22 protein-coding genes and 1 other annotated feature are annotated in these 26412 nt (G+C 41.5%); of the genes, 19 read left to right on the forward strand and 3 right to left on the reverse strand.

Annotated elements, in window-relative coordinates:
• Positions 1-362: 362 nt before the first annotated feature.
• The 10 genes from clpX (at position 363) to M3197_RS11490 (ending at position 11970) form a co-directional block, all read left to right on the forward strand.
• Complete coding sequence (gene clpX / locus M3197_RS11445; protein WP_251661701.1) at positions 363-1628, forward strand: ATP-dependent protease ATP-binding subunit ClpX; 1266 nt, start codon at positions 363-365, stop codon at positions 1626-1628.
• A 125-nt stretch (positions 1629-1753) separates the two neighbouring features.
• Complete coding sequence (gene lon / locus M3197_RS11450) at positions 1754-4066, forward strand: endopeptidase La (RefSeq protein WP_251661703.1); 2313 nt, start codon at positions 1754-1756, stop codon at positions 4064-4066.
• Between the two features lie 2 nt (positions 4067-4068).
• Complete coding sequence (gene yihA / locus M3197_RS11455; RefSeq protein ID WP_251661705.1) at positions 4069-4650, forward strand: ribosome biogenesis GTP-binding protein YihA/YsxC; 582 nt, start codon at positions 4069-4071, stop codon at positions 4648-4650.
• A 264-nt stretch (positions 4651-4914) separates the two neighbouring features.
• Complete coding sequence (gene hemA / locus M3197_RS11460; protein ID WP_251661707.1) at positions 4915-6279, forward strand: glutamyl-tRNA reductase; 1365 nt, start codon at positions 4915-4917, stop codon at positions 6277-6279.
• 88 nt (positions 6280-6367) lie between these two features.
• Positions 6368-7198 (forward strand): cytochrome C assembly family protein, encoded by an 831-nt coding sequence (locus tag M3197_RS11465; protein WP_251661710.1) that lies wholly within the window; start codon positions 6368-6370, stop codon positions 7196-7198.
• A 59-nt stretch (positions 7199-7257) separates the two neighbouring features.
• Positions 7258-8190, forward strand: a complete 933-nt coding sequence (gene hemC / locus M3197_RS11470) for a hydroxymethylbilane synthase (protein ID WP_251661712.1) — start codon at positions 7258-7260, stop codon at positions 8188-8190.
• Entirely contained in the window at positions 8180-8941 is a 762-nt protein-coding gene (locus tag M3197_RS11475; RefSeq protein WP_251661714.1) for a uroporphyrinogen-III synthase, read from the forward strand. The genes hemC and M3197_RS11475 overlap by 11 nt, the downstream gene beginning before the upstream one ends.
• Positions 8941-9924: a porphobilinogen synthase gene (gene hemB, locus M3197_RS11480; RefSeq protein WP_251661716.1), complete on the forward strand. Its 984-nt coding sequence runs from the start codon at positions 8941-8943 to the stop codon at positions 9922-9924. The genes M3197_RS11475 and hemB overlap by 1 nt, the downstream gene beginning before the upstream one ends.
• Entirely contained in the window at positions 9921-11210 is a 1290-nt protein-coding gene (gene hemL, locus M3197_RS11485) for a glutamate-1-semialdehyde 2,1-aminomutase (protein WP_251661718.1), read from the forward strand. Before hemB ends, hemL begins: the two co-directional genes overlap by 4 nt.
• A 115-nt stretch (positions 11211-11325) precedes the next feature.
• Entirely contained in the window at positions 11326-11970 is a 645-nt protein-coding gene (locus M3197_RS11490; RefSeq protein ID WP_251661720.1) for a hypothetical protein, read from the forward strand.
• Here the strand turns inward: M3197_RS11490 and M3197_RS17530 are convergent.
• Positions 11947-12138: a YszA family small membrane protein gene (locus tag M3197_RS17530; protein ID WP_081760055.1), complete on the reverse strand. Its 192-nt coding sequence runs from the start codon at positions 12136-12138 to the stop codon at positions 11947-11949. The two genes, M3197_RS11490 and M3197_RS17530, sit on opposite strands and share 24 nt — an antisense overlap.
• A 67-nt stretch (positions 12139-12205) precedes the next feature.
• Positions 12206-12434: a binding site (T-box leader), on the forward strand.
• 234 nt (positions 12435-12668) lie between these two features.
• On the opposite strand from M3197_RS17530, the gene M3197_RS11500 reads away from it, so the two are divergent.
• Complete coding sequence (locus tag M3197_RS11500; protein WP_251661722.1) at positions 12669-15317, forward strand: valine--tRNA ligase; 2649 nt, start codon at positions 12669-12671, stop codon at positions 15315-15317.
• 476 nt (positions 15318-15793) lie between these two features.
• Here M3197_RS11500 and M3197_RS11505 read toward each other — a convergent pair whose 3' ends face one another.
• Together M3197_RS11505 and M3197_RS11510 are read right to left on the reverse strand one after the other, a co-directional pair.
• Positions 15794-16594, reverse strand: coding sequence for an ATP-grasp domain-containing protein (locus M3197_RS11505; RefSeq protein WP_251661723.1), 801 nt, complete (start codon positions 16592-16594; stop codon positions 15794-15796).
• Positions 16591-17457: an ATP-grasp domain-containing protein gene (locus tag M3197_RS11510; protein WP_251661724.1), complete on the reverse strand. Its 867-nt coding sequence runs from the start codon at positions 17455-17457 to the stop codon at positions 16591-16593. Before M3197_RS11510 ends, M3197_RS11505 begins: the two co-directional genes overlap by 4 nt.
• An 88-nt stretch (positions 17458-17545) precedes the next feature.
• Here M3197_RS11510 and M3197_RS11515 point away from each other — a divergent pair, with 88 nt between their 5' ends.
• From M3197_RS11515 to M3197_RS11550, 8 genes are all read left to right on the forward strand, one after another.
• Positions 17546-18769 (forward strand): bifunctional folylpolyglutamate synthase/dihydrofolate synthase, encoded by a 1224-nt coding sequence (locus tag M3197_RS11515; protein ID WP_251661725.1) that lies wholly within the window; start codon positions 17546-17548, stop codon positions 18767-18769.
• Between the two features lie 47 nt (positions 18770-18816).
• Positions 18817-20529, forward strand: a complete 1713-nt coding sequence (locus M3197_RS11520; protein ID WP_251661726.1) for a sensor domain-containing diguanylate cyclase — start codon at positions 18817-18819, stop codon at positions 20527-20529.
• Positions 20530-20554: 25 nt separating this feature from the next.
• On the forward strand, positions 20555-22279 hold the full coding sequence (locus M3197_RS11525) for a sensor domain-containing diguanylate cyclase (protein ID WP_251661727.1): 1725 nt from the start codon (positions 20555-20557) through the stop codon (positions 22277-22279).
• Positions 22280-22416: 137 nt separating this feature from the next.
• Complete coding sequence (locus M3197_RS11530; RefSeq protein WP_251661728.1) at positions 22417-22848, forward strand: PulJ/GspJ family protein; 432 nt, start codon at positions 22417-22419, stop codon at positions 22846-22848.
• Between the two features lie 19 nt (positions 22849-22867).
• Positions 22868-23296, forward strand: a complete 429-nt coding sequence (locus M3197_RS11535) for a PilW family protein (RefSeq protein WP_251661729.1) — start codon at positions 22868-22870, stop codon at positions 23294-23296.
• Entirely contained in the window at positions 23289-24722 is a 1434-nt protein-coding gene (locus tag M3197_RS11540) for a hypothetical protein (RefSeq protein ID WP_251661730.1), read from the forward strand. The genes M3197_RS11535 and M3197_RS11540 overlap by 8 nt, the downstream gene beginning before the upstream one ends.
• 14 nt (positions 24723-24736) lie before the next feature.
• Complete coding sequence (locus tag M3197_RS11545) at positions 24737-24976, forward strand: hypothetical protein (RefSeq protein WP_251661731.1); 240 nt, start codon at positions 24737-24739, stop codon at positions 24974-24976.
• A 41-nt stretch (positions 24977-25017) separates the two neighbouring features.
• Positions 25018-26403 (forward strand): G5 domain-containing protein, encoded by a 1386-nt coding sequence (locus tag M3197_RS11550; protein ID WP_251661732.1) that lies wholly within the window; start codon positions 25018-25020, stop codon positions 26401-26403.
• The last annotated feature ends 9 nt before the right edge of the window (positions 26404-26412 follow it).

Below are 26412 nucleotides of genomic sequence, written 5' to 3' on the forward strand. Positions count from 1 at the left end.
CCAAAGCGCTCTGGGCAAGGCACGGAACCCCGTGCCTTGTTTTTGTATATAAGAGACAGTGTTAGCTTTACTAATTAAAGAACAGTGATAAGTTCTGTAACTAAGGATATGCTAATGATTGAAGCGTAAGGTGGCGACTCCGGAGGAATAAGATTGAAGACCCCACAGGGAGCAAAGCGACCGAGGAGACTGAAATCAAGCCCCTCGGAAAGTGTCCATCTGAAGCGGAAATCATGACTGTCTACTTTGAACCTGTCAATGCACCAAGCGCGGGTAAAACCCGTGTACATACATCAAAAGAACGAAATAGTTGATAAACCAGTTAGAATCTTGTAAGATTTCACTGAATAGGGGTGAGCAATTTGTTCAAATTTAACGACGAAAAAGACAATTTGAGCTGTTCGTTCTGTGGCAAGACGCAGGACCAAGTCCGCAAACTTGTTGCAGGACAAGGGGTTTATATATGTGACGAATGTGTTGAACTTTGTGCAGAAATCGTTGAAGAAGAAGTTGGACTCGAAGAAGGTTTCGAATTCAAAGAAGTTCCAAAGCCAAAAGAAATCCAATCCATTCTTGACGAGTATATTATTGGACAGGATCGCGCAAAGAAATCACTTTCAGTAGCGGTCTATAACCATTACAAGCGTGTAAACTCAGGAAGTAAAGTTGACGATGTAGAACTTGCAAAATCGAACATCGTTCTCATTGGACCAACTGGTAGTGGTAAAACTTTACTCGCGCAAACGCTTGCACGTATTTTGGACGTTCCATTTGCAATCGCAGACGCGACTTCGTTAACTGAAGCAGGTTATGTAGGCGAAGATGTTGAAAATATCCTTCTTAAGCTTATTCAAGCCTCAGATTTTGATGTGGAACGTGCTGAAAAAGGGATTATTTATATCGATGAAATCGATAAAGTAGCTCGTAAATCAGAAAATGCTTCGATTACACGTGATGTTTCAGGGGAAGGTGTCCAACAAGCCCTTCTTAAAATCCTTGAAGGCACGGTAGCGAGTGTACCGCCTCAAGGTGGTCGTAAACATCCTCATCAAGAGTTCATCCAAATCGATACAACGAATATTTTATTCATTGTCGGTGGAGCATTTGATGGGATTGACGAGATTATTAAACGTCGTGTCGGCCAAAAAGTTATTGGTTTTGGATCGGATCCGAACGCTGCAGAAGAGGATCGTTCTTTACTATCAAGAATGATTCCTGAAGATCTTCAGCAATTTGGTCTCATCCCGGAGTTTATCGGCCGTTTACCAGTCATCGCGACATTGGAACAGCTAAGTGAAGATACGCTCTATCAGATTTTGACACTTCCGAAAAATGCAATCGTTAAACAATATCAGAAGATGCTTGGTCTAGATGATGTTGAATTGCAATTTGAAGACGAAGCCCTTATCGAAATTGCAAAAGAGTCAATTGAGCGAAAGACAGGTGCTCGTGGTTTGCGTTCGATTATTGAAAATATCATGCTTGATGTGATGTATGAACTACCTTCGTTAGAAGAAGTTAAAAAATGTGTCATTACTAAAGATTCGGTTTTGGGAGAAGGCTCCCCAATTCTTTATCTTGAAGATGGCTCGGAAGTTAAACTTGATTCAGAAAAACATACTGCATAATTGAAGGAGAAAGCTGACTTTGAGAAAGCGCATTTGTGCTGAATGAGTCAGCTTTTTCCCTCATTTTTCACCTTGTATACCATACATAGTTAATGAGTTAAAATGATGATGGAGGTGTTTGTTCGATGGCATTACGACATAATATACCGCTTCTTCCACTTAGAGGCATTTTGATATATCCGACGATGACATTACATATTGATGTAGGTAGAGAACGTTCCATTTTCGCAATTGAGCATGCGATTGCTAATAGCAATTTAATTTTCCTGGCTGCTCAAATTGATTTAAAAGAAGAGGACCCTCAACCAGAGGATTTGTATCATCTCGGTACGCTGGCTTTCGTGAAATCGATGACGCAGTTGCCAAATGGTACCTACCGAGTGTTAATTGAAGGAATTGAACGTGCAGAATGGACAGATTACGAGGAAGCGGATTTATATCCCGTCGTCACAGTGAATGGGTTCCCTGATTTAACGGAAGTGGATGCAGAGTCTGAAGCGCTTATGCGAACCTTGCTTACCTACTTTGAAAAATATACGAAAATTTCGAAACGGATAACAGAAGATGCCTACCATTCAGTTGCTGAAATTACTGAACCAGGCCGTCTCGCGGATACCATCGCTTCACATCTTCCACTAAAAATTAAAGTCAAACAAGAAATTTTGGAAATGCGTAACATTAAAAATCGTCTTGAATGGCTCATTAGCCGTCTATATAACGAGCAAGAAGTTATGGACCTCGAACAGAAAATTGTCGAGCGCGTCAGGGAGGCGATGGAACGTACTCAGAAAGAATTCTACTTACGTGAACAGATGAAAGCGATTCAAACTGAGCTTGGAGATAAGGACGGAAAAGGGCTTGAAGTGGAGTCGTTGCGTGAACGAATTACTAAGTCCGGAATGCCTGAGGACGTGATGCAAACAGCAGTACGCGAATTAGGTCGTTATGAGAAGATTCCTTCTGCTGCAGCAGAAAGTGGTATTATCCGTTCATATATTGAGTGGCTTGTTGCTCTGCCGTGGCAGGATGCTTCAAAAGATCAATTGGATCTTGACCGGTCCGAGACAATTTTAAATCGAGATCACGAAGGGTTGGAGTCAGTTAAAGAAAGGATTCTAGAGTACCTATCTGTACGTCGGTTGACACGTTCACTTCGTGGTCCGATTCTTTGTATCGAAGGTCCTCCCGGAGTCGGGAAAACTTCACTTGCAAAATCGATAGCTGAATCATTGGATAGAAAATTCGTTCGTATTTCGTTGGGCGGCGTTCGGGATGAATCTGAAATTCGAGGTCACCGGAGAACATACGTAGGTGCAATGCCGGGTCGAATCATACAAGGAATGAAAAAAGCTGGCACTGTGAATCCAGTTTTCTTACTGGATGAAATCGATAAAATGTCGAATGATTTTAGAGGTGACCCTTCTTCTGCAATGTTGGAAGTTTTAGATCCTGAGCAAAATAGCACGTTTAGTGATCACTACATAGAAGAGCCATATGATCTTTCCAATGTGTTGTTCATCGCAACTGCAAATGATTTGAGTGCAATTCCAGGTCCACTGCGAGATCGAATGGAGATTATTTCGATTGCTGGCTATACGGAGCTTGAAAAGCAAGCAATAGCATCCAATCATCTGATTCCGAAACAATTGAAAGAACATGGTTTGACGAAGAACCAAGTCAAATTCCAACAACCAGCTATTTTGGATATCGTACGTTACTATACAAGAGAAGCCGGAGTACGTTCTCTGGAGCGTGAACTTGCGCGCGTTTGTCGGAAGTCTGCTCGATTAATTGCCAGTGGAAAAAAGAAGAGCGTTACCATTAGTTCAAAAACGCTAGAGAACTTCCTTGGGAAAAAGAAATTTAGCCATGGTCAAGCGGAAACAACGAACCAAATCGGAGTTGCGACGGGACTGGCATACACTGCTGTTGGTGGGGATACCTTGCAAATTGAAGTATCTCTCTCCCCGGGTAAGGGTAAGCTGATTTTAACCGGAAAACTGGGCGATGTCATGAAAGAATCCGCACAAACAGCTCTGTCTTATGTTCGTTCAAAAGCGGAACATCTTGGTATTGATTCTTCGTTCTATGAAGCAAAGGACATTCATATTCACGTCCCTCAAGGGGCTGTCCCAAAAGATGGTCCGTCAGCAGGTGTAACAATCGCAACAGCGTTAGTTTCTGCTTTGACAAATCGTCCTATCCGTCGTGAAGTGGGAATGACTGGTGAAATTACACTTAGAGGTCGCGTCTTACCGATTGGCGGTCTTAAAGAAAAGACATTGAGTGCACACCGTGCTGGATTACGTGTTATTATTTTACCTAAGGAAAATGAACGTGATATCGAAGACGTCCCTGAAGAGATTCGTCAAGAGTTATCATTTAAATTGGTTGACGACGCCGCGGAAGTATTGGCGATCGCATTGGAGGAGCAGTAATTATGAAAGTGCATAACGTTGAAATGGTAATGAGTGCTGTAAGACCGGAACAATACCCGGATGACGGCTTTCCTGAATTTGCACTTGCCGGACGTTCTAATGTTGGAAAGTCATCATTTATCAATAAGATGTTAGGACGTAAGAATATTGCAAGAACATCTTCGAAACCCGGGAAAACGCAAACGCTGAATTTCTATAAAATTGAAGAACAACTCTTCTTTGTTGACGTTCCTGGATATGGATACGCACGAGTTTCAAAAACAGAGAAAGAAAAATGGGGCGGAATGATCGAGAAATATTTAACGGGTCGCGAACCGCTAGTTGCAGCGATTCAAATCGTCGATATTCGCCATGCACCGTCTGCAGATGACATCAACATGTACAATTTCTTTGTCCATTACAATATCCCAACAATTGTTATCGCAACGAAAGCAGATAAAATTCCCAAGGGAAAATGGGACAAACATAAAAAAATTGTTCGAGAAACATTGAATATGCTCGGAGACGATCCGCTGTTCGTCTTTTCATCCGAAAAAGGAATTGGCGTAGATGCAGTTTGGGCTGAAATTGAAGGCAGAATGTAACAGATTTTCAATATAAGCTGTATAGTAGAAGCAGAGGCTCTAGTTATTTCTCTGCTTCTTGTTGTGTCGTTTTATAAATTGTTGCAAGTATCGTTGTTTGCAAATCACACTAGTGGATTATCCGGTGCATTTACATTATAATCATTATAAAGAGAGGCGGAAATGCCTACTCGTTCATAGGTTGTTCATAAATAAATGCTTCACGCATTATAGGGTATGTTATACTTATGAGCAGGAAATAGACGCGAAAGGTGTGAGCACCTAGTGAAACTTCTCGCTATTGGGGTCAATCACAGGACAGCGCCGGTAGAAATCAGAGAAAAACTTTCGTTTAATGAATCTGATTTGCCGCACGCTATGGAAGTACTACAATCAACTAAAAGTATATTAGAAAATATTATCGTCTCGACGTGTAACCGTACTGAAATCTACGCCGTTGTTGACCAGCTTCACACAGGACGCTATTATTTGAAAAATTTTTTAGCGGAATGGTTTGAACTTCCGTTAGAATCGTTTACGAATCACTTGATTATTAAAGAAGAAGACGAAGCGATTGAACACTTGATGTCGGTGGCTTCAGGAATCGATTCGATGGTGCTTGGCGAAACCCAAATTCTCGGTCAAGTAAGAACGAGCTTTCTAAAAGCTCAAGAAATCGGTACAACAGGTACGATTTTCAATGAGTTGTTTAAACAAGCCATTACTGTCGCAAAGCGTGCACATGCAGAGACAGCTATAGGAGAAAATGCAGTTTCAGTTTCGTATGCTGCTGTCGAATTAGGGAAAAAGATATTCGGTTCTTTGAAGCATAAGCATATTGCAATTTTAGGTGCTGGTGAAATGGGAGAATTGACGATTAAAAACTTGCAAGGTAGCGGAGTCGGTAAAATTACGGTTCTTAATCGCACTTTTTCAAAAGCGGAAGAATTAGCAGCGCAATTCAAAGGAAATGCAAAGTCGCTAAAAGAATTACAATGTACTCTTCTAGATGTAGATATTTTAATCAGCAGTACAGGGGCAAAAGATTATGTCATTGACTTTGAACTCATGCAATTTGTGGAACGTTTACGAAAAGGACGTCCACTTTTTCTAGTCGACATCGCAGTCCCACGTGATATGGATCCACGTATTGGAGATTTACCCAATATGTTCTTATATGACATTGACGATATGCAAGGCATAGTTGAAGCGAACTTAGCTCAACGCAAAGAGGCAGCTGAGGAAATTCGATCAATCATTCATGGCGAGGTCATCATGTTTAAAGAATGGATTGCAACGCTTGGTGTAGTTCCTGTAATTACTGCATTACGCAAAAAAGCACTTACTATTCAAGCAGAAACAATGGCAAGTATTGAAAACAAAATGCCGGATCTAACAGAACGCGAGAAAAAAGTGTTGAGTAAACATACAAAATCGATTATTAACCAATTGTTAAAAGAACCGATTTTACAGGCAAAAGAATTTGCAACGGATTCCAAATCGACAGAAAAACTAGAGCTGTTTCAATCGATTTTTGGCATTGAAGAAGAAGTTGAACGAGAAAAAAATCTTCAGGCACAACAGCAAAAAGCGGAACAGGGAGCCGGAGCTTCCCAAACGGCCGGTTTGCAACCTGATTTGACATATTGAGTGCGTTCCTACAAGTCATTTCCCATCCCGCTTTTCTCAACGGTCGATGCGGGAGTGGCTTTTTTGACAGAAAGGCAGATGTTGGCCAATGGTTGAGTTGACGATGGCACGGCTTCAGGAAGCTATGCTCATTCTGTATGCCGTCAGCCTGATTTTTTATTTTGTGGACTTTTTAAACAAAGATACACGTGCACAACGAAGCGCATTTTGGCTGACTGTGATTGTTTTTGTTATGCAAACTGGTTTTTTGTTGCAAGCATTCATCATGACGAAACAAATACCTGTCTTGTCCCTTTATGAAGGGGTCTATTTCTTTGCATGGATCCTCATTACTTTATCACTTGGAATTCAACTCAAATATCGATCCAGCTATGCTGGCTTCCTTTTGAATATCGTTGCGTTTTGTTTTATGACCATTCATATTTTTGCGCCAACCCAAGTGGTCAATTCAGGCGTGGGGGATTCTCTCATTTCGGAACTGTTGTTCATCCATATTACATTCGCTATTCTTTCTTACGCAGCGTTTACGATGGCATTTGTTTTCGCGATTCTGTATTTGCTTGTGTATAATTTGTTGAAAAAGAAGAAATTCACTTCACAATTTAATCGGTTACCCTCGCTACAACATGCAATGACGGGCATGAAATCCGCAATCTATACGGGTATACCTGTACTACTTGTAAGTTTGATTTTGGGCATCCAATGGGCGTATACAGCACTATCTGATTGGACATTATTCGATATGAAAATTATTGGTTCTTTCTTGTTAATTATCGTTTACAGTGCTTTGTTGTTTCTCAATAGAAATGGGAAGGTCAAAGCTACTGATTTTGCATGGGCAACGATTTTTTCCTTTGTTTTGATTATCATTAATTTCTTTTTAGGCAGTAAACTATCGCAATTCCATTTTTGGTTATAAGGTAGAACAGGTCGGTATTCATCTAATACGCATCATTCACATAGGGAAGGAAGATAACATTGAGAAAAATTATTGTCGGTTCACGGAGAAGTAAGCTTGCGTTAACACAAACAAATTGGTTCATCGATCAAATGAAAGCTGTGGGTGTTCCATTTGACTTTGAAGTGAAAGAAATCGTAACAAAAGGAGACCGCATAATTGACGTACAGCTTTCTAAGGTTGGTGGTAAGGGACTATTTGTAAAAGAAATTCAACAAGCATTGTTCGACAAAGAAATCGACTTTGCCGTACATAGTATGAAAGATATGCCTTCCGTTTTACCTGAAGGATTGATTGTTGGTTGTATCCCGAAACGGGTCGATCCACGTGATGCGTTTATCTCAAATGGTAACGTTTCTTTTGAAGATCTTCCAGCAGGAGCCGTGGTCGGTACATCTAGTTTACGTAGAAGTTCACAACTACTATTGCTGCGACCTGATCTTGAAATTAAATGGATCCGTGGCAACATCGATACCCGTTTAAAGAAAATGCAAGATGGTGAATACGATGCGATTATTCTTGCTGCATCCGGTCTTAAGCGAATGGGTTGGAGTGTAGACATTGTTACCGAATACATGAGCCTTGAAGATTGTATCCCAGCAGTAGGTCAAGGGGCATTATCCATTGAGTGTCGTTCAGATGACGCTGAACTCCTTGCAGAACTCGCTAAGATGAACGACGAACAAACGTTTAAAGAAGTGGAAGCGGAGCGTACATTCCTACGTGAGATGGACGGGTCTTGCCAAGTTCCAATTGGTGGCTTTGCACAACAGAAAGAGGATGGGATTGAATTAACGGGGTTCATCGCATCACCAGATGGTTCAGAAGTCTATCGTCATACTGGAAAAGCCCAAACTCCAGTCGAAGTGGGTAAAGTCGTTTCAGAAGTTTTACGTAAAGAAGGGGCAGCAGAAGTCATTCAACGAGTGAAGGCTGAGATGGATGGTCAATAAGTACCCATTGTCAGGAGAGACCGTAATTTTCACGAGTACTAAAAAATCAGAGGAGCCTTATGAGCTTGTGAAACAGCTTGGTGGCACTCCGGTTTCGTATCCTCTCATTCGTACAGATGAACGGATATCTGCAGAAGATCATGAGCGATTGCTTCAAGCTCAGTCCTACGACTGGCTGATTTTTACTAGCCAAAGTGCCGTAGCTTCGTTTAAGCAAAAGCTTCAGCGTTACGGAATGAACTCAACTAATTTCCGACTGAATGTTGCAGCTGTTGGGGATAAAACCGCACATGCACTCGAAAAGATTGGATTTAGGGTGGATTTTATTCCTGAAGTTTTCAGTGCAGATGTATTCGTTCAGCAATTCAACCCTGAAGGTGATTCACTTCGGGCGCTATTCATCAAAGGAAATTTGGCAGGGACACTCATTTCTACAGAACTTTCGTTAACTGTCAATGAATGGACTGTATATGACACGCTTCCTGAAGTAACTTCAGCTGATCGAATCGTAGAATTAGTGAAAGATGAAGCGTCAGTTTCGATATTATTTGCAAGCCCTTCAGCGGTCACTGTTTTTACAGAACATGTAGCGCCTGAAATTGGGTGGACAAGCTTTACAATTGGTGCAATCGGACATATTACAGAGAGGGCACTACATGAAGTCGGGGCGCCTGTCCATGCTATGCCTGAAACGTATACATTACCTGATCTCGTGCGAACACTTGCCGAGTCGAAAGGAAGTACTAACTGATGAACAACTTAAATTTCCGTCGGCATCGCCGACTTCGTAGCACAGCTGGAATGCGTGCAATGGTTCGCGAAACACACCTTCAAGCAACGGACTTCATTTATCCGATTTTCGTCATCGAAGGCGAGAATGTGAAAAACGAAATACCTTCTATGCCGGGGATCTATCAGCATTCAATGGATCGACTCGGTGAGGAGTTAGACGAAGCAGTTGCACTAGGAATTCCATCTGTTATTTTCTTTGGAGTTGTTACCGAAAAAGATGCTGTTGGTAGTGGAGCTTACCATGACCACGGTATCATTCAGGAAGCGATCCGTTTGGCCAAACAACGTCACCCCGAGCTCATCGTAGTGGCGGATACCTGTCTGTGTGAATATACTGATCACGGTCATTGTGGTGTCATCGAAGGGGAACGTGTGCTGAATGACCCTTCTTTAGATTTACTCGTCAAAACGGCTGAGTCTCAGGCTCAAGCTGGAGCAGACATCATTGCACCGTCCAATATGATGGATGGGTTCGTCGTTGCAATCCGTCAAGGGCTGGACGAAGCTGGTTTCGAAGAAATTCCAATAATGTCCTATGCAGTTAAGTATGCATCTGCTTACTATGGTCCATTCCGTGATGCAGCAGATTCCACACCTCAATTTGGCGATCGTAAAGCGTACCAGATGGATCCTGCAAATCGTATGGAAGCTTTGCGAGAAGCAGAATCTGATATAGCTGAAGGTGCCGACTTCTTAATCGTAAAACCTGCTTTGTCGTACTTGGATATTTTACGTGATGTGAAAAACCATACATTACTGCCAATGGTCGCATACAACGTAAGTGGAGAGTACGCGATGGTGAAAGCTGCTTCACTTAATGGATGGGTGGATGAAAAGCGTATCGTTCTCGAGACATTGACAAGTATGAAACGTGCGGGTGCTGATCTAATCATGACCTATCATGCGAAAGACGCCGCTCGTTGGTTGGAGGAGACGAAATGAGAGACTATACAAAATCGAAACAAGCATTTAGCAAAGCCGTAGACCTAATGCCTGGTGGCGTGAACTCACCTGTACGTGCATTTAAATCGGTCAATATGGATCCGATTTTCATGGAAAGTGGAAAAGGTGCAATCATAACAGACATAGATGGCAACGAATACATTGATTATGTGTTGTCATGGGGACCACTAATTTTAGGACATGCTGAAGAAGGTGTTGTCTCAGCGATTCAACAAGCTGCCGTAAAAGGTTCCAGTTTCGGTGCTCCGACATTACTTGAAAATGAACTCGCTGAAATCGTGATCGACCGTGTTCCATCGATTGAAATGGTTCGTATGGTGTCTTCAGGTACGGAAGCGACGATGAGTGTATTGCGTCTAGCACGTGGTTACACTAAGCGTAATCTCATTTTGAAATTTGAAGGGTGCTATCACGGTCACGGTGATTCGTTGCTAATCAAAGCAGGATCAGGTGTAGCGACGTTGGGTCTCCCAGATAGCCCTGGGGTTCCTGAAGGAGTTGCGAAAAACACGATCACTGTTCCTTATAATGACTTGGAGAGTTTGAAGGTTGCATTCAAGGAGTATGGAAACGATCTCGCGGGAGTGATTGTGGAGCCTGTTGCAGGAAACATGGGAGTGGTTCCTCCACAGCCAGGTTTCTTGGAAGAATTGCGTAAGTTGACGGAAGAAAACGGGACGCTTCTCATTTTTGATGAAGTGATGACTGGCTTCCGTGTCGACTATAATTGTGCCCAAGGTCATTTTGGAATTACACCGGATTTGACGTGTCTTGGTAAAGTAATCGGTGGCGGACTGCCAGTTGGTGCCTATGGTGGTAAACGAGAAATCATGGAGCACATTGCGCCTGCAGGAACTGTTTATCAAGCCGGCACTCTGTCTGGAAATCCACTCGCGATGACTGCGGGAATTGAGACTCTAAAACGGTTAAACCCATCATCATATGAGCATTTCATGAAACTTGGGGATCAGCTTGAAAAAGGGTTCCGCGAAGCGGCGACTGCCAATGGGATCCCACACACAGTGAACCGTGCAGGATCGATGATTGGATTCTTCTTCACGAACGAAGATGTGGTCGATTATGAATCTGCAAAATCATCCGATTTAGCGTTATTTGCAGAATACTACCGGCTTATGGCTGCAGAAGGCATTTTCTTGCCGCCTTCACAGTTTGAAGGTATGTTCCTCTCGGCTGCACATACAGAAGCTCATATTGCGAAAACGGTAGACGCTTTCCATAAAGTATTTAGTCAGTTAAAAAAATAAAAGTTAAACAGCCTTTTCAAGAGTAATACTTTTGAAAGGCTGTTTTTCTTTGTCTTATGTTCTGATAGTGGATGCTGCATCATATACTCTAACGATAAAAGGAGGCGGCAGAACAATGGAGCCAACACAGTGGACGTTAACGGAGACGTTTCAGTTTCCTGCAGAATACGGGAAAGCAGTTTCTGCACAAGAAGTGAAAGTGACCGCAGGATATACAGAGCATCAGACAGAAGATGCTGTTCGACTTTCTGGGATTTATCATGTAGCTGCGAATGTTGGATTTGACGGTGAAGTTCAAGAAGAAGCTTTAGATTCTGATGCAATACTAATCGATGATGTGGACGTACAAGACCAATCTGGTTATTTTGAGTATGCGGTTCCCTTGCTTGTAGATTTACCTACTAGCGCGGACGGACAACTTACAGCGACTGTAATCGATGCTTCTGCAACTGCAACAGATGATGGGAGCTTAGCCGTTATGTGGACTGTCGAGGCTAAGTTGGCAGATGTTGAAGCTGTTGCACAAAATGTAGAGGAAGAGGTAACCACAACTGCGCGTGCGACTGATGAAGCAGTTGTAGAATCCAAGCAAGCAGTTGCACAGGTAACTGCTGAAACAGCTACTGCAGACCTCGAAAGTTCACAAGTTGAACAGGTTATTGGTTATGTGGATCACAATGAAATGCTCGCGTTCATCAATGATTTAGAAGATGATGTGACGGTGACTTCTTTCCGACTAAATGATGTTTTTGTGGAATAGGAAGCAACATCCGCAAAGGATACAGAAGAGTAAAAAGTCTCCTGTCGTCGGAATGATCAATAGTCGGATGAGCTGAAAACAAGAGATCGGGATAATGATCATTTTACCGTAAAATCTGCATTTTCTTAGCCATGGCGGAAGCAAATAGGGGTTGTAGCCTCTTCTCATAACACCATCCTTTCGCAGCAGGCTTGACGGGTACGCTATACATCCGGTAAACTATTGGAAACAGTATAGTGATGCGTTTATCGGGAGAGTAAATCGGTCGGCTATTGTAGAGAGGGTCCGGGTGGTGCAAGGACCTATTGTCGACAGTTTGAAAGTCACCCGTCAGCAGTTTTCGTGAACGTTTTTTACAAGTAGCGAGAGCCGGTTAGAAGCCGTTATTTCCATTGAGGCAACGTGCGAATTTTGCATAGTTGCGAATAAAGGTGGTACCGCGAACTGACTCCTTCGTCCTTTAACGACGAAGGGGTTTTTTGTGTTTCAAAAATTGGGCACAATGTTGATTGATACTTCAGGTATAGGATTTCCTAGTGACTGATCTTAGTCACCTCGATACGCTTCTGCGGGGTCTTCGTTCTTCGATGCTCGCTAAGGAGTCCTACCATACGTTCAAATCAGCAGAAAGTATAGGCACAAAGTGTTCGATTAAAAACAACATTGAATTATTTTATTTAGTATGAGGAGGAAATGTTATGACAGAAAAAGATCAGTTGGAGATGCCGACAAAGTATGATCCGCAGACGATTGAAAGAGATCGCTATGAATGGTGGTTAAAGGGTGAGTATTTTAAAGCTCAACCGGAGAGTGGGAAAGAGCCCTATACGATAGTAATTCCACCACCGAACGTAACGGGTAGACTGCACTTGGGTCATGCTTGGGATACGACACTTCAAGATATCTTGACTCGCATGAAACGCATGCAGGGTTATGATGCATTGTGGCTACCAGGAATGGACCACGCTGGAATTGCAACCCAAGCGAAAGTGGAAGAGAAGCTCCGTGCTAACGGCCAGACACGTTATGACCTAGGGCGAGAGAAATTCCTAGAAGAAACATGGAAGTGGAAAGATGAGTATGCAGGTCATATTCGTGAGCAGTGGTCTAAGCTAGGTCTCGGATTGGATTACTCACGTGAACGTTTCACATTGGATGAAGGCCTTTCACGTGCTGTCCGCGAAGTGTTCGTAAAGTTGTACAACAAAGGTTTAATTTACCGCGGAGAATATATTATCAACTGGGACCCTGCGACGAAAACAGCATTGTCCGATATCGAAGTTATCCATAAAGATGTAGCGGGTGCTTTCTATCATATGCGTTACCCACTCACAGATGGAACTGGAAGTATCGAAATTGCAACAACACGCCCTGAAACGATGCTCGGTGACACAGCAGTAGCCGTTCATCCGGAAGACGCGCGCTATCAACACTTAATCGGAAAAACTGTTAAGTTGCCAATCGTTGGCCGTGAAATTCCTATCGTAGCGGATGATTACGTAGAAATGGACTTCGGAAGTGGTGCGGTTAAGATTACACCTGCTCATGACCCGAACGACTTTGAAATCGGAAATCGTCATGACTTACCGCGCGTTCTTGTAATGAACGAAGATGGTTCGATGAACAAGTTGGCTGGTAAATATGAAGGTATGGACCGCTTTGACTGTCGTAAAGCAATCGTTAAAGATTTGCAAGACATGAATGTTCTATTCAAAATTGAAGAGCATAATCACTCTGTGGGGCACTCAGAGCGAAGCGGTGCAGTTGTTGAGCCTTATTTGTCGACACAATGGTTTGTTAAGATGCAACCACTTGCTGAAGAAGCAATCGAGTTGCAAAAAGCGGAAGGTAAAGTGACATTCGTCCCTGAACGTTTTGAGAAAACATACTTGACATGGATGGAAAACATTCACGATTGGTGTATTTCCCGTCAGCTTTGGTGGGGACATCGGATTCCTGCATGGTATCACAACGAAACTGGTGAAGTGTACGTTGGTGAAGAAGAACCTGCAGACATTGAAAACTGGCACCAGGAAGAGGACGTACTCGATACGTGGTTCTCATCTGCATTATGGCCGTTCTCGACAATGGGTTGGCCGGATACGGAAGACCCAGAGTTTAAACGTTATTATCCAACAGACGCCCTCGTTACAGGGTATGACATTATCTTCTTCTGGGTGTCTCGTATGATTTTCCAAGGCATTGAGTTTACAGATCAGCGTCCATTCAAGGATGTATTGATACACGGATTGGTCCGTGCAGAAGACGGACGTAAAATGTCGAAATCACTTGGTAACGGTGTAGATCCGATGGATGTCATCGATCAGTATGGTGCCGATGCATTACGTTACTTCCTAGCTACAGGTTCATCACCAGGTCAAGACCTTCGTTATTCTACTGAAAAAGTTGAAGCAATCTGGAACTTTGCCAATAAAATCTGGAACGCTTCCCGCTTCGCATTAATGAACATGGAAGGTTTGAAATACGAAGAAATCGATTTGTCAGGGGAACGTTCCGTTGCAGATGACTGGATCTTAACTCGTCTTAACGAAACGATTGAATCCGTAACAAAGCTATCCGATCGTTATGAATTCGGTGAAGTTGGCCGCGCGCTTTATAACTTCATTTGGGATGATTTCTGTGACTGGTATATCGAGATGGCGAAGTTGCCATTGTATGGCGAAAACGAAAAAGCGAAGCATATGACGCGTTCGGTTCTTGCTTATGTGCTCGACAATACGATGCGTTTGCTTCACCCACTCATGCCGTTCATCACGGAAGAAATCTGGCAGAACTTGCCGCATGAAGGAGAATCCATTACTGTTGCTGCATGGCCAGTGGTGGATGCAAGTTTGACAAATGTAGAACGGTCCACTCACATGAAGCTATTGACAGATGTCATTAAAGCAGTTCGCACAATCCGTGCGGAAGTGAATGCGCCTATGAGTCGCCAAGTGCCGTTGTACATCACTGCGAAAGACGAAGCGACAGCAGCTGTCTTGAAAGCAAACAGCCAATACATTGAGAAGTTCTGTAACCCAGAAACTCTTGAAATCGGCGTAGATGTTCAAGCACCAGGGAAGTCGATGTCTGCAGTAGTTACAGGAGCCGAGCTCTTCATGCCACTTGAAGGCTTACTCAACATTGACGAGGAAATTGCACGCCTTGGTAAAGAACTCGATAAGTGGGCTGGAGAAGTGAAACGCGTTCAAGGCAAATTATCCAACGAACGCTTCGTTTCCAAAGCACCACAGTCGGTCGTAGACGAAGAACGTGCAAAAGAACAAGATTATCTCGAAAAACAAGCTGCCGTGCAGCGACGCATCGAGGAATTGAAAGAGATTTAAGTAGGGGAGGGCTTTCTAACGAAAGCCCTCTTTTTATTTTGGTAAAGGGCAAGGTCATGAATCCATGTGAGTGCATCTTAGAGCTGATGATGTGCTCATAAACTCGGGAAAATGATCATAAATCTTGAAAAGTGCTCATAAACCTTGAAATGTGATCATAAACAAAGGAAAGTGCTCATAAACCTCAAAATGTGCTCATAAAACATAGAGAGTGATCATAAATCCTGGAAAATGATCATAACTCTTACCGAAGATCATTCCCGCAACACGAAAATCTCAAAAATAAGCGAAGCGCTACCAATTAATCCCTAAAAGCACGTGAATTGTGTCTTGTTATCGAGAAATTCAGCTAATTGTCGGAGAAAAACGGCATTGTGATAGAGAAACTAACTGGAGTGATGGACATAGTCATAAAACTGACGGAGAATAATCTTCGCAATCAACAAAAAATCCTTACAAAGTGCTAACTCAGCACCTCATAAGGATTTAAAAAGTTTTTTATGGATATGTCGCATAACTTCTCGCGCAACATTTAATTCACTCGTCTCATAAAGCGACCTCGCACCTACAGGATCCTCAATTTCATTCAACAACCAGACACCTTCCTCATTCTGAAGGAAATCTACTCCGATATAGTCACTCTTCACGGCTTTAGCAATCTTTAATGCGAACTTGCGTAAAGGAGAGGGGACTTCGAATCGCTCACTTGTACCACCTAAGCTAACGTTTGCCTTAAATGATTCCACTCCTGTCCGCTTAACCGCACCCACAACATCCTCGCCTATTAAATAAAGTCGTACATCAGAAGAGTTGTGCGGAATGTAAGGTTGCATCACAAGTTGTCGATTTGGATATCGCGACATCACTTGCTCCACTTCCGCATTCGTCTCACATAAATGGACTTCTTCACCACCGTGTCCATCCGTCGTTTTTATCACAATAGGATATTCACGAACATCCAGAGCAGAACACAACCGCCTTGTAGGAATCGAAGGAATGCCTAAAAGTGCACCAAGCTGGAACGTTTGAAGCTTATCATTCGCAACACGGTTCACTTCGCTTCGATTGACAACAACAATACCGTTTTGTTCCCAGCATTGACTCTTTTCAAAATCGCGCCCTCGATAAACGACGAACTTCCCATCATCAGGTAGTTCGGCATCAGCTGCCAGCAATTCCACATCTAGCTGGTTTGAAGCACCCTGTTTAATAAGCTCATCGATAAACCATCGATTGCGTATCGCATCTTCCTCATCATAATAGATATAGCCCTTCATGCAATCACCTCTAAAATATATGCAATCATTGCATCCGCTACGTTAATTCCTGTTACATGATAAATATTTCGAATATGTGCAGCGGCATTAACTTCACAAACAAGCGGTTCTTCATTCTCGCCGAACAACAGGTCTACTCCTGCAAAATCCGCACTTACCGATTTCGCAGCGCGTAGCGCGATATTGATCTGATCATCCGTTAACTCAACAATCTCTGCTTTTCCACCATTCGTAATGTTGGCACGAAAATCAGTTTCAGAATGTCGATACATCGCAGCAACAACCTGTCCGCCAACGACATTCACTCGTATATCCCGTCCACGACTCGAAGAGATGAACTCTTGAAATAAGTAATCAATTCCACGCAATGACTCTGTTTTCTCGTAAAACTGTTCCTCGGTTTCAATTAGATAGACATTCATCCCGAAAGAACCACGAGCCTCCTTGATAATCATTGGAAGACCTAGTTCTTGCAAGACATGTTCATAATAACCACTTTCTCGGATTGTGAAATTTGGATACACTTTCGGCGCAACAATTGTCCGCGGCATGGGTACACCATCAAGTGCGAGTCTTATCGCTTGTTTCGTTTTATTGTCACAACGCTCAATCACTTCGGGATCATTGAATATTGGGATACCGAGGGATTTTAAATAAGTAGCGAGGACAATATCTTTATCTAAAAACACGACAAAATCAGGGAGTGATGCAACCGTGCTAGTCACATCCATCATGACCTCATAATTTTTCAAAATTGTTGAGGAAACACCAGCTCTTTGCGCTGCTTCCTGGACGAGTTCCGCCTGATCCCGGAATTTGTCATTCACTAAACTTCCATTATAAATAATCCAGCAGTTCTTCAAATGAAACCCTTCTTTCTCGTGCTATACTCTTAAGAAAAGCCTTTCAAAGGCTATTAACTCTAAGTTTAGCATAAGGTGGGGAAAAGGTATGATACCGAAGTTGGAGGAATATAAGAAGCGAGTAAGTATTACTAGTGATAATGAGATTAAACCTGGACTAGCTGCAATTGAAAACGCGATGGAACGCCTAGGATCACCACAAGTCAACTTACGAGCAATCCACGTTGCAGGCACGAACGGCAAGGGATCTACAATTTGCTTGATGGAATCTATCCTTCGTGAAGCAGGAATAAGTACAGGCGTTTTCGCTTCGCCTGCAATGATCGATCTACATGATCAAATCAGAATTAATGGAGAAAATAGTACCGAAGAGCAACTAACAACATCTTTTCAAACACTGAAAGATGCTGGACTTGACGGGATGTTGACAGACTTTGAACTATTGACGGCGGCAGCATTTGTCACATTTAACCGCCTGCAGCCTGATGTTGTCCTCATTGAATGCGGAATGGGAGGACGATTTGACAGCACAAATGTAATCACACCAGTGGTTTCTGTAATTCCATCAATCGCTAAAGATCATATCGGATTTCTTGGTGACTCAATAGAAGAAATCACGTGGCATAAAACAGGGATATTCAAAAAAGGAATTCCAGCAGTATGCGGAAAATTACCAGTGGAAGCTGTAAAGGTAGCAGAAAAAGTAGCTATTGAAGTCGGCAATCCATTATTGCTCTATGGACAAGATTTCTATATTAAAAAAGGACATCCAGAACAGTTTGATGGGAGTGAGCAACTCACATTACCACAAAGAAGGATGAAAGGCCCCCACCAAGCAATCAATGCAGCAGTAGCGATAGAATCACTTCTTAAAGCCGGTCTACAACTTCCAATAGAAGCGATACAAACAGGTATTGCGACGGCTCAGCTCTCTTATCGATTCGAAGAAATCGCACCAGGCGTATTTTTTGATGGTGCACACAATCCTGCCGCAGCTGCGATGCTTAGACGCACAATACAAGAACAACTCCCTGAAGAAAAGGTAGACTTTGTCATAGGAATGATGGCCAATAAAGAAATTAAAGAGACGCTTGATGAATTAATCCCAGTTGCGCATTCTTTTACCTTCATTAATTTTGATGTGGTCGGAGCTGCGTCAGCACAATCCCTATACGAACAATGTGAATTTGGAAATAAAAAGGTGACAGATAGAGATTATGCGTCTATAATACTATCTAAAGACCTACACAAAAAGAAAATAGTCTCAGGTTCTTTGTACTTGCTAAACAGTCTAAGGTCTCATATACTATAATTAGGAATAGAAAGAAAATTCCGCGTGCTTAGCGGTTGATCGGAAGGATGAAGAGGATGAACTTGAATGGCCGGCCATTGTTACTATTGCTTTCACTGTGGATACTTGTTGTGCCGACCGGCATCGTTTATCTTCTTTATACCCAGCCCATACCTTCTGTGAATTGGTTATGGGTAGGTGTTTCTTTATTACTTGGTTTTTTAAGTATTTTCTATCCTATTATCTACAATCGTAAACCTATCGTGCTTTTTGTATGGTTTACATTACCGATTTTTCTAATGTATGGATTAACGATAGAGTTAATTATGACTCAATTGATAATTGCATGTGCGGTTTTAGCGCGTTTAAAAACAGGTGATGTTCTATACCGCTTGCTGTACAACTCGTTAGCTTATTTTGTTCTGTCGGTCAGTTCGGCTGTTGCTTTTTTCATGACAGGAGCTCAGATTGGTGAACTGACCTTTAGCATTCTAGTTATAGGCGTGTTCGTCTATCAAATTGTCTATTCAGTACTGTATGATTGGATTTTCAAACTTTATGGTGTACTTACCAATCGGATGAGACTCGATTCCTTAAAAGAAACGCTCCTTCATTATTTCCGGATGGTCATTGCCGTTCCTCTTGCCTTATCTTTATATTTTATCCTTATCCATTATGGGGTCATTGGTTATGTATTAGTAGGAATTCCGTTCTTTTTCATGACACTTGTTCTTAGGATTAATCGTCAGACAGACGATTTAAATTCCTATATTCAAGCGGCTGGAAAAATAGGTCAACAACTTGCTAAAATGACTACTGAAGATTCAGTAATTGATGAATTTATGACAAAAACGGCAACGCTATTTGAGACGGACTATGTGTATTTATTTGATCACTATGATGGGTGGTTGGAACCTTCCCATTTTTATATGAAGGGCAGAAAAGCAGAAGTGCCTCAAGTTAGATTGGCGAAAGGTCAAGGGATTGCCGGTAAGATCCTTTCTGAGAAGAATAGTTTTCTATTTTCAAGGCGGGAGCAGTGGATTCAACAAACAATCACCCCTGTACCTGATGAAATTGAAAGTCTCTTATGTATCCCTTTAATCCGTCATCAGGAAATTGTCGGAGTCTCTATATTGGGGAGTAAAAAGAAAGATGCCTTTAAAGATTTCCATCTGAATGTATTAGATTTACTCAGTTCGTATTTTATAGTTGCCGTTGAAAAAGCTGCTTATATCGAACTTGCAGAACAGGAAAGTAACCGTTGTGCACTGACGGGACTCTATAACTATAGGTTTCTAGAGCAACGATTGGAGCGAGAAATGGATTTTCTAGCCCATGGAACTCATAAACAACTTGCAGTTTTAATGCTGGATATTGATCATTTTAAAAAGGTCAATGATTCCTATGGGCATGAAAGTGGAAATCTCATATTGAAACAGTTTGCAAAACTCTTGCAAAACAAATGTCCTGAAAAAGGAATAGTTGCTAGATATGGTGGCGAAGAGTTCGTCTATGTTTTGCCTGAGTTTTCTATGGGGGCAGCACTTGAGTTTGCGGAAGAGCTACGAAATGAAATTCAGCAAACAAACATGCGAATTGAGAATGACCTATCATGTTTGTTGCATACAGAAGAAATTCGGATTACTGCTAGTATGGGCGTATCAGTCGCACCTGATGATACAGATGAAGCAATGACGCTGTTGAGAAATGCGGATCGAGCATTGTATCTTGGAGCGAAGAAGGCTGGCCGGAATCGAGTAGGTAGCTATGTAAAGTAAGGCATGTCAGAACGGAGGATATAGAATGCTTAAGATGCCAAGTAAGCAGTGGACAGCTTTTTTAGTATGGCTATTAGTAGTACCCACCTCGTTATATCTTGTTTATACGATGTTTCCGTTTAACGAAATTGATATGGGTTTTGTTTTACTAAATTTCGTCATGCTAATTATCGCCATGAGTGCATCGTTCCAAGTATTTTCTATTAGTATTTCACTTGAACGATGGATTATTTTTGTGATCTTTTTTCAATATGGTCTTTTTGCGGAAATGGTTTTCATGCAACTTGCTCTCACGATTTTACAATTCGTGCGCAAGTCGAGTTTACCGGCATTCTATCGGTTTACAACGAATTCATTTATGTTTGCGATTGTGTCAATCGCAAGTGCGTTCTGCTTTCATTTCGCTGGTGGAAGAATTACGGAAATGTCACCGTGGGCTTTTCTTTTAGCAGCAACGGTTTATGCGGTTTCGTATTCACTTATAAATAGTTTCGTCCTATATTGTATTATGAAAATTGAGCGAGCATCCTTTGATAAGTTTAAGCAAGTGGCATTATGGGACTTTGCTATAACTATAGTTGTGTTACCCTTGGCGGTCGCATATAGTCTACTTACTTATAAGTTGGGCGTTTTTTCTGTTTTATTGCTTGGTGCACCTTTTCTACTCGTTCTCTTAATTATTCGAAGGTACGCTTTTTCTGGAGAGCTTAACAAGAAGCTATCTTCCGCCGTTGAAATAGGTCATGAACTAACCGAAAGTCTAAGCAGAGATGAGGTTATAGAAATTTTCACCGAGAAAATTCGCGGTGTCGTAAATTATGATCAAGCATATATTCTCGATGTACTTCAGGGAAGTCAATTTCAATTATTGGCTTGTTCAGAAGCAGGTACATTTTCAAAGGAAGCGCAGTTTTTTGACTTTGAAAATGAAGCGATTCCTTTATTATCAACTGACAAAATAAAGGTATATAGTTCAAATAAGGAAATCGAGAAGCTCGAACATCTCCAGTTCAGCACTGCTGTACAAAGTGTCATGATTGCACCTATTATTCGAGCAGGAAAACTTGAAGGTTATCTTATCATGACGTCGTTCAGAAAAAACTTTTTTGAGGATTTAGATAAAAAAATGGTTGATTTGTTAACGGGGTATTTCGAAACCTCTATTGTGAAAGCATTTCATTACGAACGCACGATTGAAAAAAGTGAAAAGTGCGGTCTTACAAAACTGTATAACTTTCGCTATCTAACAAAGAAACTAAGTGATGGGCTTAGTCTTTTTCACGAACAAGAAATTGCTAGTTTATCTGCAATCATATTAGATATCGATCATTTCAAATCCATCAATGATAATTATGGACATCAAAGTGGAAATGATATTCTATGTGAATTTGCTCAAATTCTTAAAATGTACGAGACGGATGGTCGTACGCTGGCTCGTTATGGCGGAGAGGAATTTGTTTTATTGCTTCCTGATTTCACAAAAGAGGAAGCAGTTTCACTTGCTGAAAGAATTCGTCTTGAAATTGAGCAGCACACATTTACCATCAAACCGGACTTATCGGATGAAATCGAATCGATTGGTATCAAGCTTACTGTTAGTCTGGGTGTCTCATCAATTCCAGAGGATACGCAATCAGAAAACAGCTTGCTTCGGAATGCAGACAGAGCACTCTATATTGGCGGAAAACAGGCAGGTCGCAATCGCGTTGGAGTTTATGAAGCGGAGACAACCGATCCAATAGAAATTTGAAGGGAATAGGGCTTTACGCAAAAGACTGCATTCGCAGTCTTTTTTTGTAACAATAATGCTCACAAGCCTATTGAACTCAAAGGTTCACTCCGTTATGCTAGAGGTAGGAAAAAGGTATGAAAAGAGGTGTGGATTTGGTGGGTAAAAGGAAAACCACTGAAGAGTCTGGACTGACCTTAGTTGAAATTCTTGCCTCACTTGTGATATTAGGCATAGTTTTCATCGCCTTCATGACAATTTTCCCTCAGATGACGCTTTTCAATAGTAGGACTGAGACGAAGTTGGAGACGATGAATGAGGCTCGGATTGTGCTTGAGGAATATAAGAAGATGAAATGGAAAGCGACCGATTTATCTGAACCAAGATTTAAGAGTGACGGGGAATGGTGGACAGAGACATTGGATGCAAAACCAAATACGATTATAAAAATAAAAAAATTACCTGACGAAGGACCGCCTTTAAACACAGAACTAAAATCAGGCGTTGTAAGATTACATAAATTACACGTAAAGTTGATGAAAGATGACAGGGCCATCAGCGAATCGTTTGGATACATCCAGGTGAAGTGACTATAAGGGGGAGGTAATTATGAAAGACAATCAGTCAGGTATAACGCTTGTAGAAATACTTGCTGTTTTGGTCTTAATCTCCCTGGTGACCGGAATCATATGGACCACAATGAGTATTAGCGTTAAACATAATTCAGTAGAAACTACAAAATTACATCTCCAGCAAGAAGCGAATGTTATTATAACCAAACTTCAACAAGAACATCGTGTTCGCGAATGCTATAAGCTTAATATTGAGGTGCATGAAGTTGCTATCACTAACTGTGAGGATCAAGAAGCTTTTAAGGAGATATTGGGAAACGAATACAAATATGGCCCCTTTATGAGTAAGGAGTTTAAACCAAAGAGAGATAACGTTTCTCGCTTAAATCTTCAAGTGACAGACGTAAATAACTCAAAGTTAACTGTAACCGTTCCAACTGAAATAACGAGGTATAAAAGTGAGTAAGAAAGGTGATAAGATTATGACTCACATGAAAAACGAGCGGGGATATGCATTATTAGTAGTGTTGCTTCTGATTGTTTTCATCACCATTCTTGCTGCAGTGTTTCTAAGAGGGAGTATTAGTAATGCAAAACAAGAAAAATTGATTGATAATAGTCATTTAACAGTAGTGACTGCGGAAACAGGTGTAGACTTTTACAAGACTTTATATAGTAATAAATATTTTAATACAACAGCCTTAGTAGAGAGTGAAACAAAAATTTACTTAGAAGCAAAGAAAAATAATGACAAAAAAACATTGAATACTGCAGATTATACCGATGGTCGTAGATATGCAGCTCGGAGACTAGCATTTTATTTAAATCAGACTGCGGTTCCCAGTATGCCTGTCCAATTGTCCACTTCTAAAAATCTATTTTCATTCGAAACCAGCAAGGCAAAGCCTATTTCTATTATTGCGCAGCAAGAAAGTTTTTCTGTAAAGGTATCCGGTGACATTATAGGAAAAGATATTACTGCTAATAAAACAAAATCGTTAACATTTGAACAGATTTTCTTAGTTCCTTCTTTTAATCCTGCTGATATAGGTGGTGGGGGCGCGGCATCCGGTGATTGGACTTATCCTACCAATACTCCTACAAAAACTTGTCCTGAAAGTACTAAAATTGAAGGCGATGATTGTTTTGTAGAGAATAAGAACAAGAAGGTAAAGGAAATTGAAGACTCCACTGTCTATTTCCCAAATGGATATACGTACACGAAAGAGCAAGACTTCGAAATCGAAGACTCTAAAGTGTACGTAAAAGGAAATTTGAGACTTGAAAAAGGGGAGCTTGAAGTAGAAGATTCATTTTTAGCTGTTGAGGGATTGGTTTACGTTAGAGATGAACTGGAGATTGAAGAATCTCAAGTATTTATTAAAGGTGATTTAGAAGCAATGGAAGAAATTGAAGTAGAGGATTCTATTCTGAAAATTGGTGGGTCTTTGACTGCTCAAGACGATTTGGAGGTGGAAGATTCCAATGTGGAAATAGGTGGGGCTCTTACTGTAACAAATGAGTTTGAGCTTGATAATTCAAACATGATTGTTAAAGGTAGTGCCGCACTTAGAGGAGAAGTTGAGATAGAAGATTCAATGCTTTATGTAGGTGGTGCATTGCACATGAGTGGGAGTGAAATTCAAGTTAAAGATAAATCTAAAGTATGTGTTGCAGGTTCTTTACAAATTGATAATAAGGTAAATATTTCTTCTTCAAGCTTTATATATCATGTGGGGGCTTTTGCGTACTTCGGAGGAGGGACACCGAGTTTGCAAATTAAGCAACTTGGTCTTGAGGAATTCAATAAAAAATGTCCAAATGCCGCTGCACCAACTCCAGAGACTGGTCTTAAATGGCCGTCACCATCTATCGACGTTTCGTATCAATAAATTGGGGGTACCGCATGACACCATATTTCGTATTACTCATAATAGCTTTGATAACTTATGCAGCTGTATTTTTACTTGTTAGATTCGGTCGCGTGTCTTCTATCACATACTGGATTATCTTACTCGGTACATCCACAGCATTCCTAGCAATGCTCGTCTCAAAAACAATGTCATTCTGGTACGCATTGCTCGTCATTCTTGGAATGTCCTTTGCAACAGCAGTATTGCTAGCAAAGCAGCAGGAAGCAAAATAATATGATCCTACGAGAAAAATTGAATGGGAGGCGTCCGGACCATGGGTAATCGAACTATTATAACGTATTTTATAAGCATCTTGGGCGCTTCTTTATTGTTTTTTGGAATTGCGTCTGCAGGTTCACTTGCTGTGGAAAACTTGTTCTTCGGTAAACGATTCGGGGATCATACATATGCAGGTCCTTTCAACTTATCAAAACAGACGGACAAGGAAGCGGAAATCAAACTAACCTCAGAATTGTTAGGAATGCAAGACAAGTTGCAAGCGGATTTACTCTATCAAGATACGATCATACCCATACCAGCAGAATTAGTAGAGTATAGTCCTTCCGCGACTATCGAACAAGCAAAGTCGGAGGAGGAAAACTCGCTCATAGCGACAGTATCCGAGGAAGGACTTCGAACGTTGTTGCAGCAACAATTACCGATGTTGTCTTTCAGTGATTCGGAAATCCAATCTATCGCTAAAGGGATTAGTGAGAAGTTAGAATCAGGAATTATGCCGCAATCCATTATTTTGACGGACTTTCTTAAATCGACACAGATAACTTCTGAAATTGCATCTGCATCTATAAAAGTTGACGGTTTGACAGCTCCGATGCTTGAGCTAATCAGTGAGTTAGACGGAAACGAAATCGAGCCGAAAGCTTCATTTTCAATTCTTGAATTCATCGAAAATACACAACCTGGACTACTAGACGAAGAAGAACTTACTATTCTAGCGTCTACCCTCTATAAAGCTTCGTTACAGACAAACTTCTGGATTGAAGATCGTACAATCCGTCGTGAGCTGACGCAGGGCGTGAAACCTGGATTCGAAGCGGCGATTAATACACAGCTAGGTCTGGACTATGTGATGACGAACCCGAATTACACTTCCTATACAGTGCATGCAAAGTGGGAAAGTGGATCATTGAACATTTCTATTGAAGGAATGCCTCTTCGTTATGAATATGAGCCATACGTTGCGGAAACAAATACATTTGATCCTAAAACTGTTGTTCAATATAGTGAGGATCTATCACGGGGACAAGTCCATATTGCAGAGCCTGGTATAGAAGGATTCGAGATTATTGTGCAGCGTAAAATCACAGAAGATGGATCTTTACTAACTACTGAACCTATATCAGAAGATTTTTATCCACCTGTTTCCCGTGTCGAACAGCATCCTTTAATTGAAGCAGACACGAATTTGGATAATGAACCCGGGGCAGATTCTTCTCAGAACAATGGAAGTGGGAACGACTCCTCATCAAACAACGGTAATTCAAGTAATAAGCCCGATTCGAGTGGAGATAAACCTTCTGGATCTAACAAACCATCTAAAAATCCTAACGGTGGCTGGGCTCAAGATGATGAAAACGCTATACCGATGCCTGGAGACGATGACTATTTGTATGACAAAGGCGGAAATTTGATCAAGTAACACCCGGTT

The sequence above is a fragment of the Sporosarcina aquimarina genome, assembly GCF_023715615.1.
GTDB lineage: Bacteria > Bacillota > Bacilli > Bacillales_A > Planococcaceae > Sporosarcina > Sporosarcina aquimarina_A.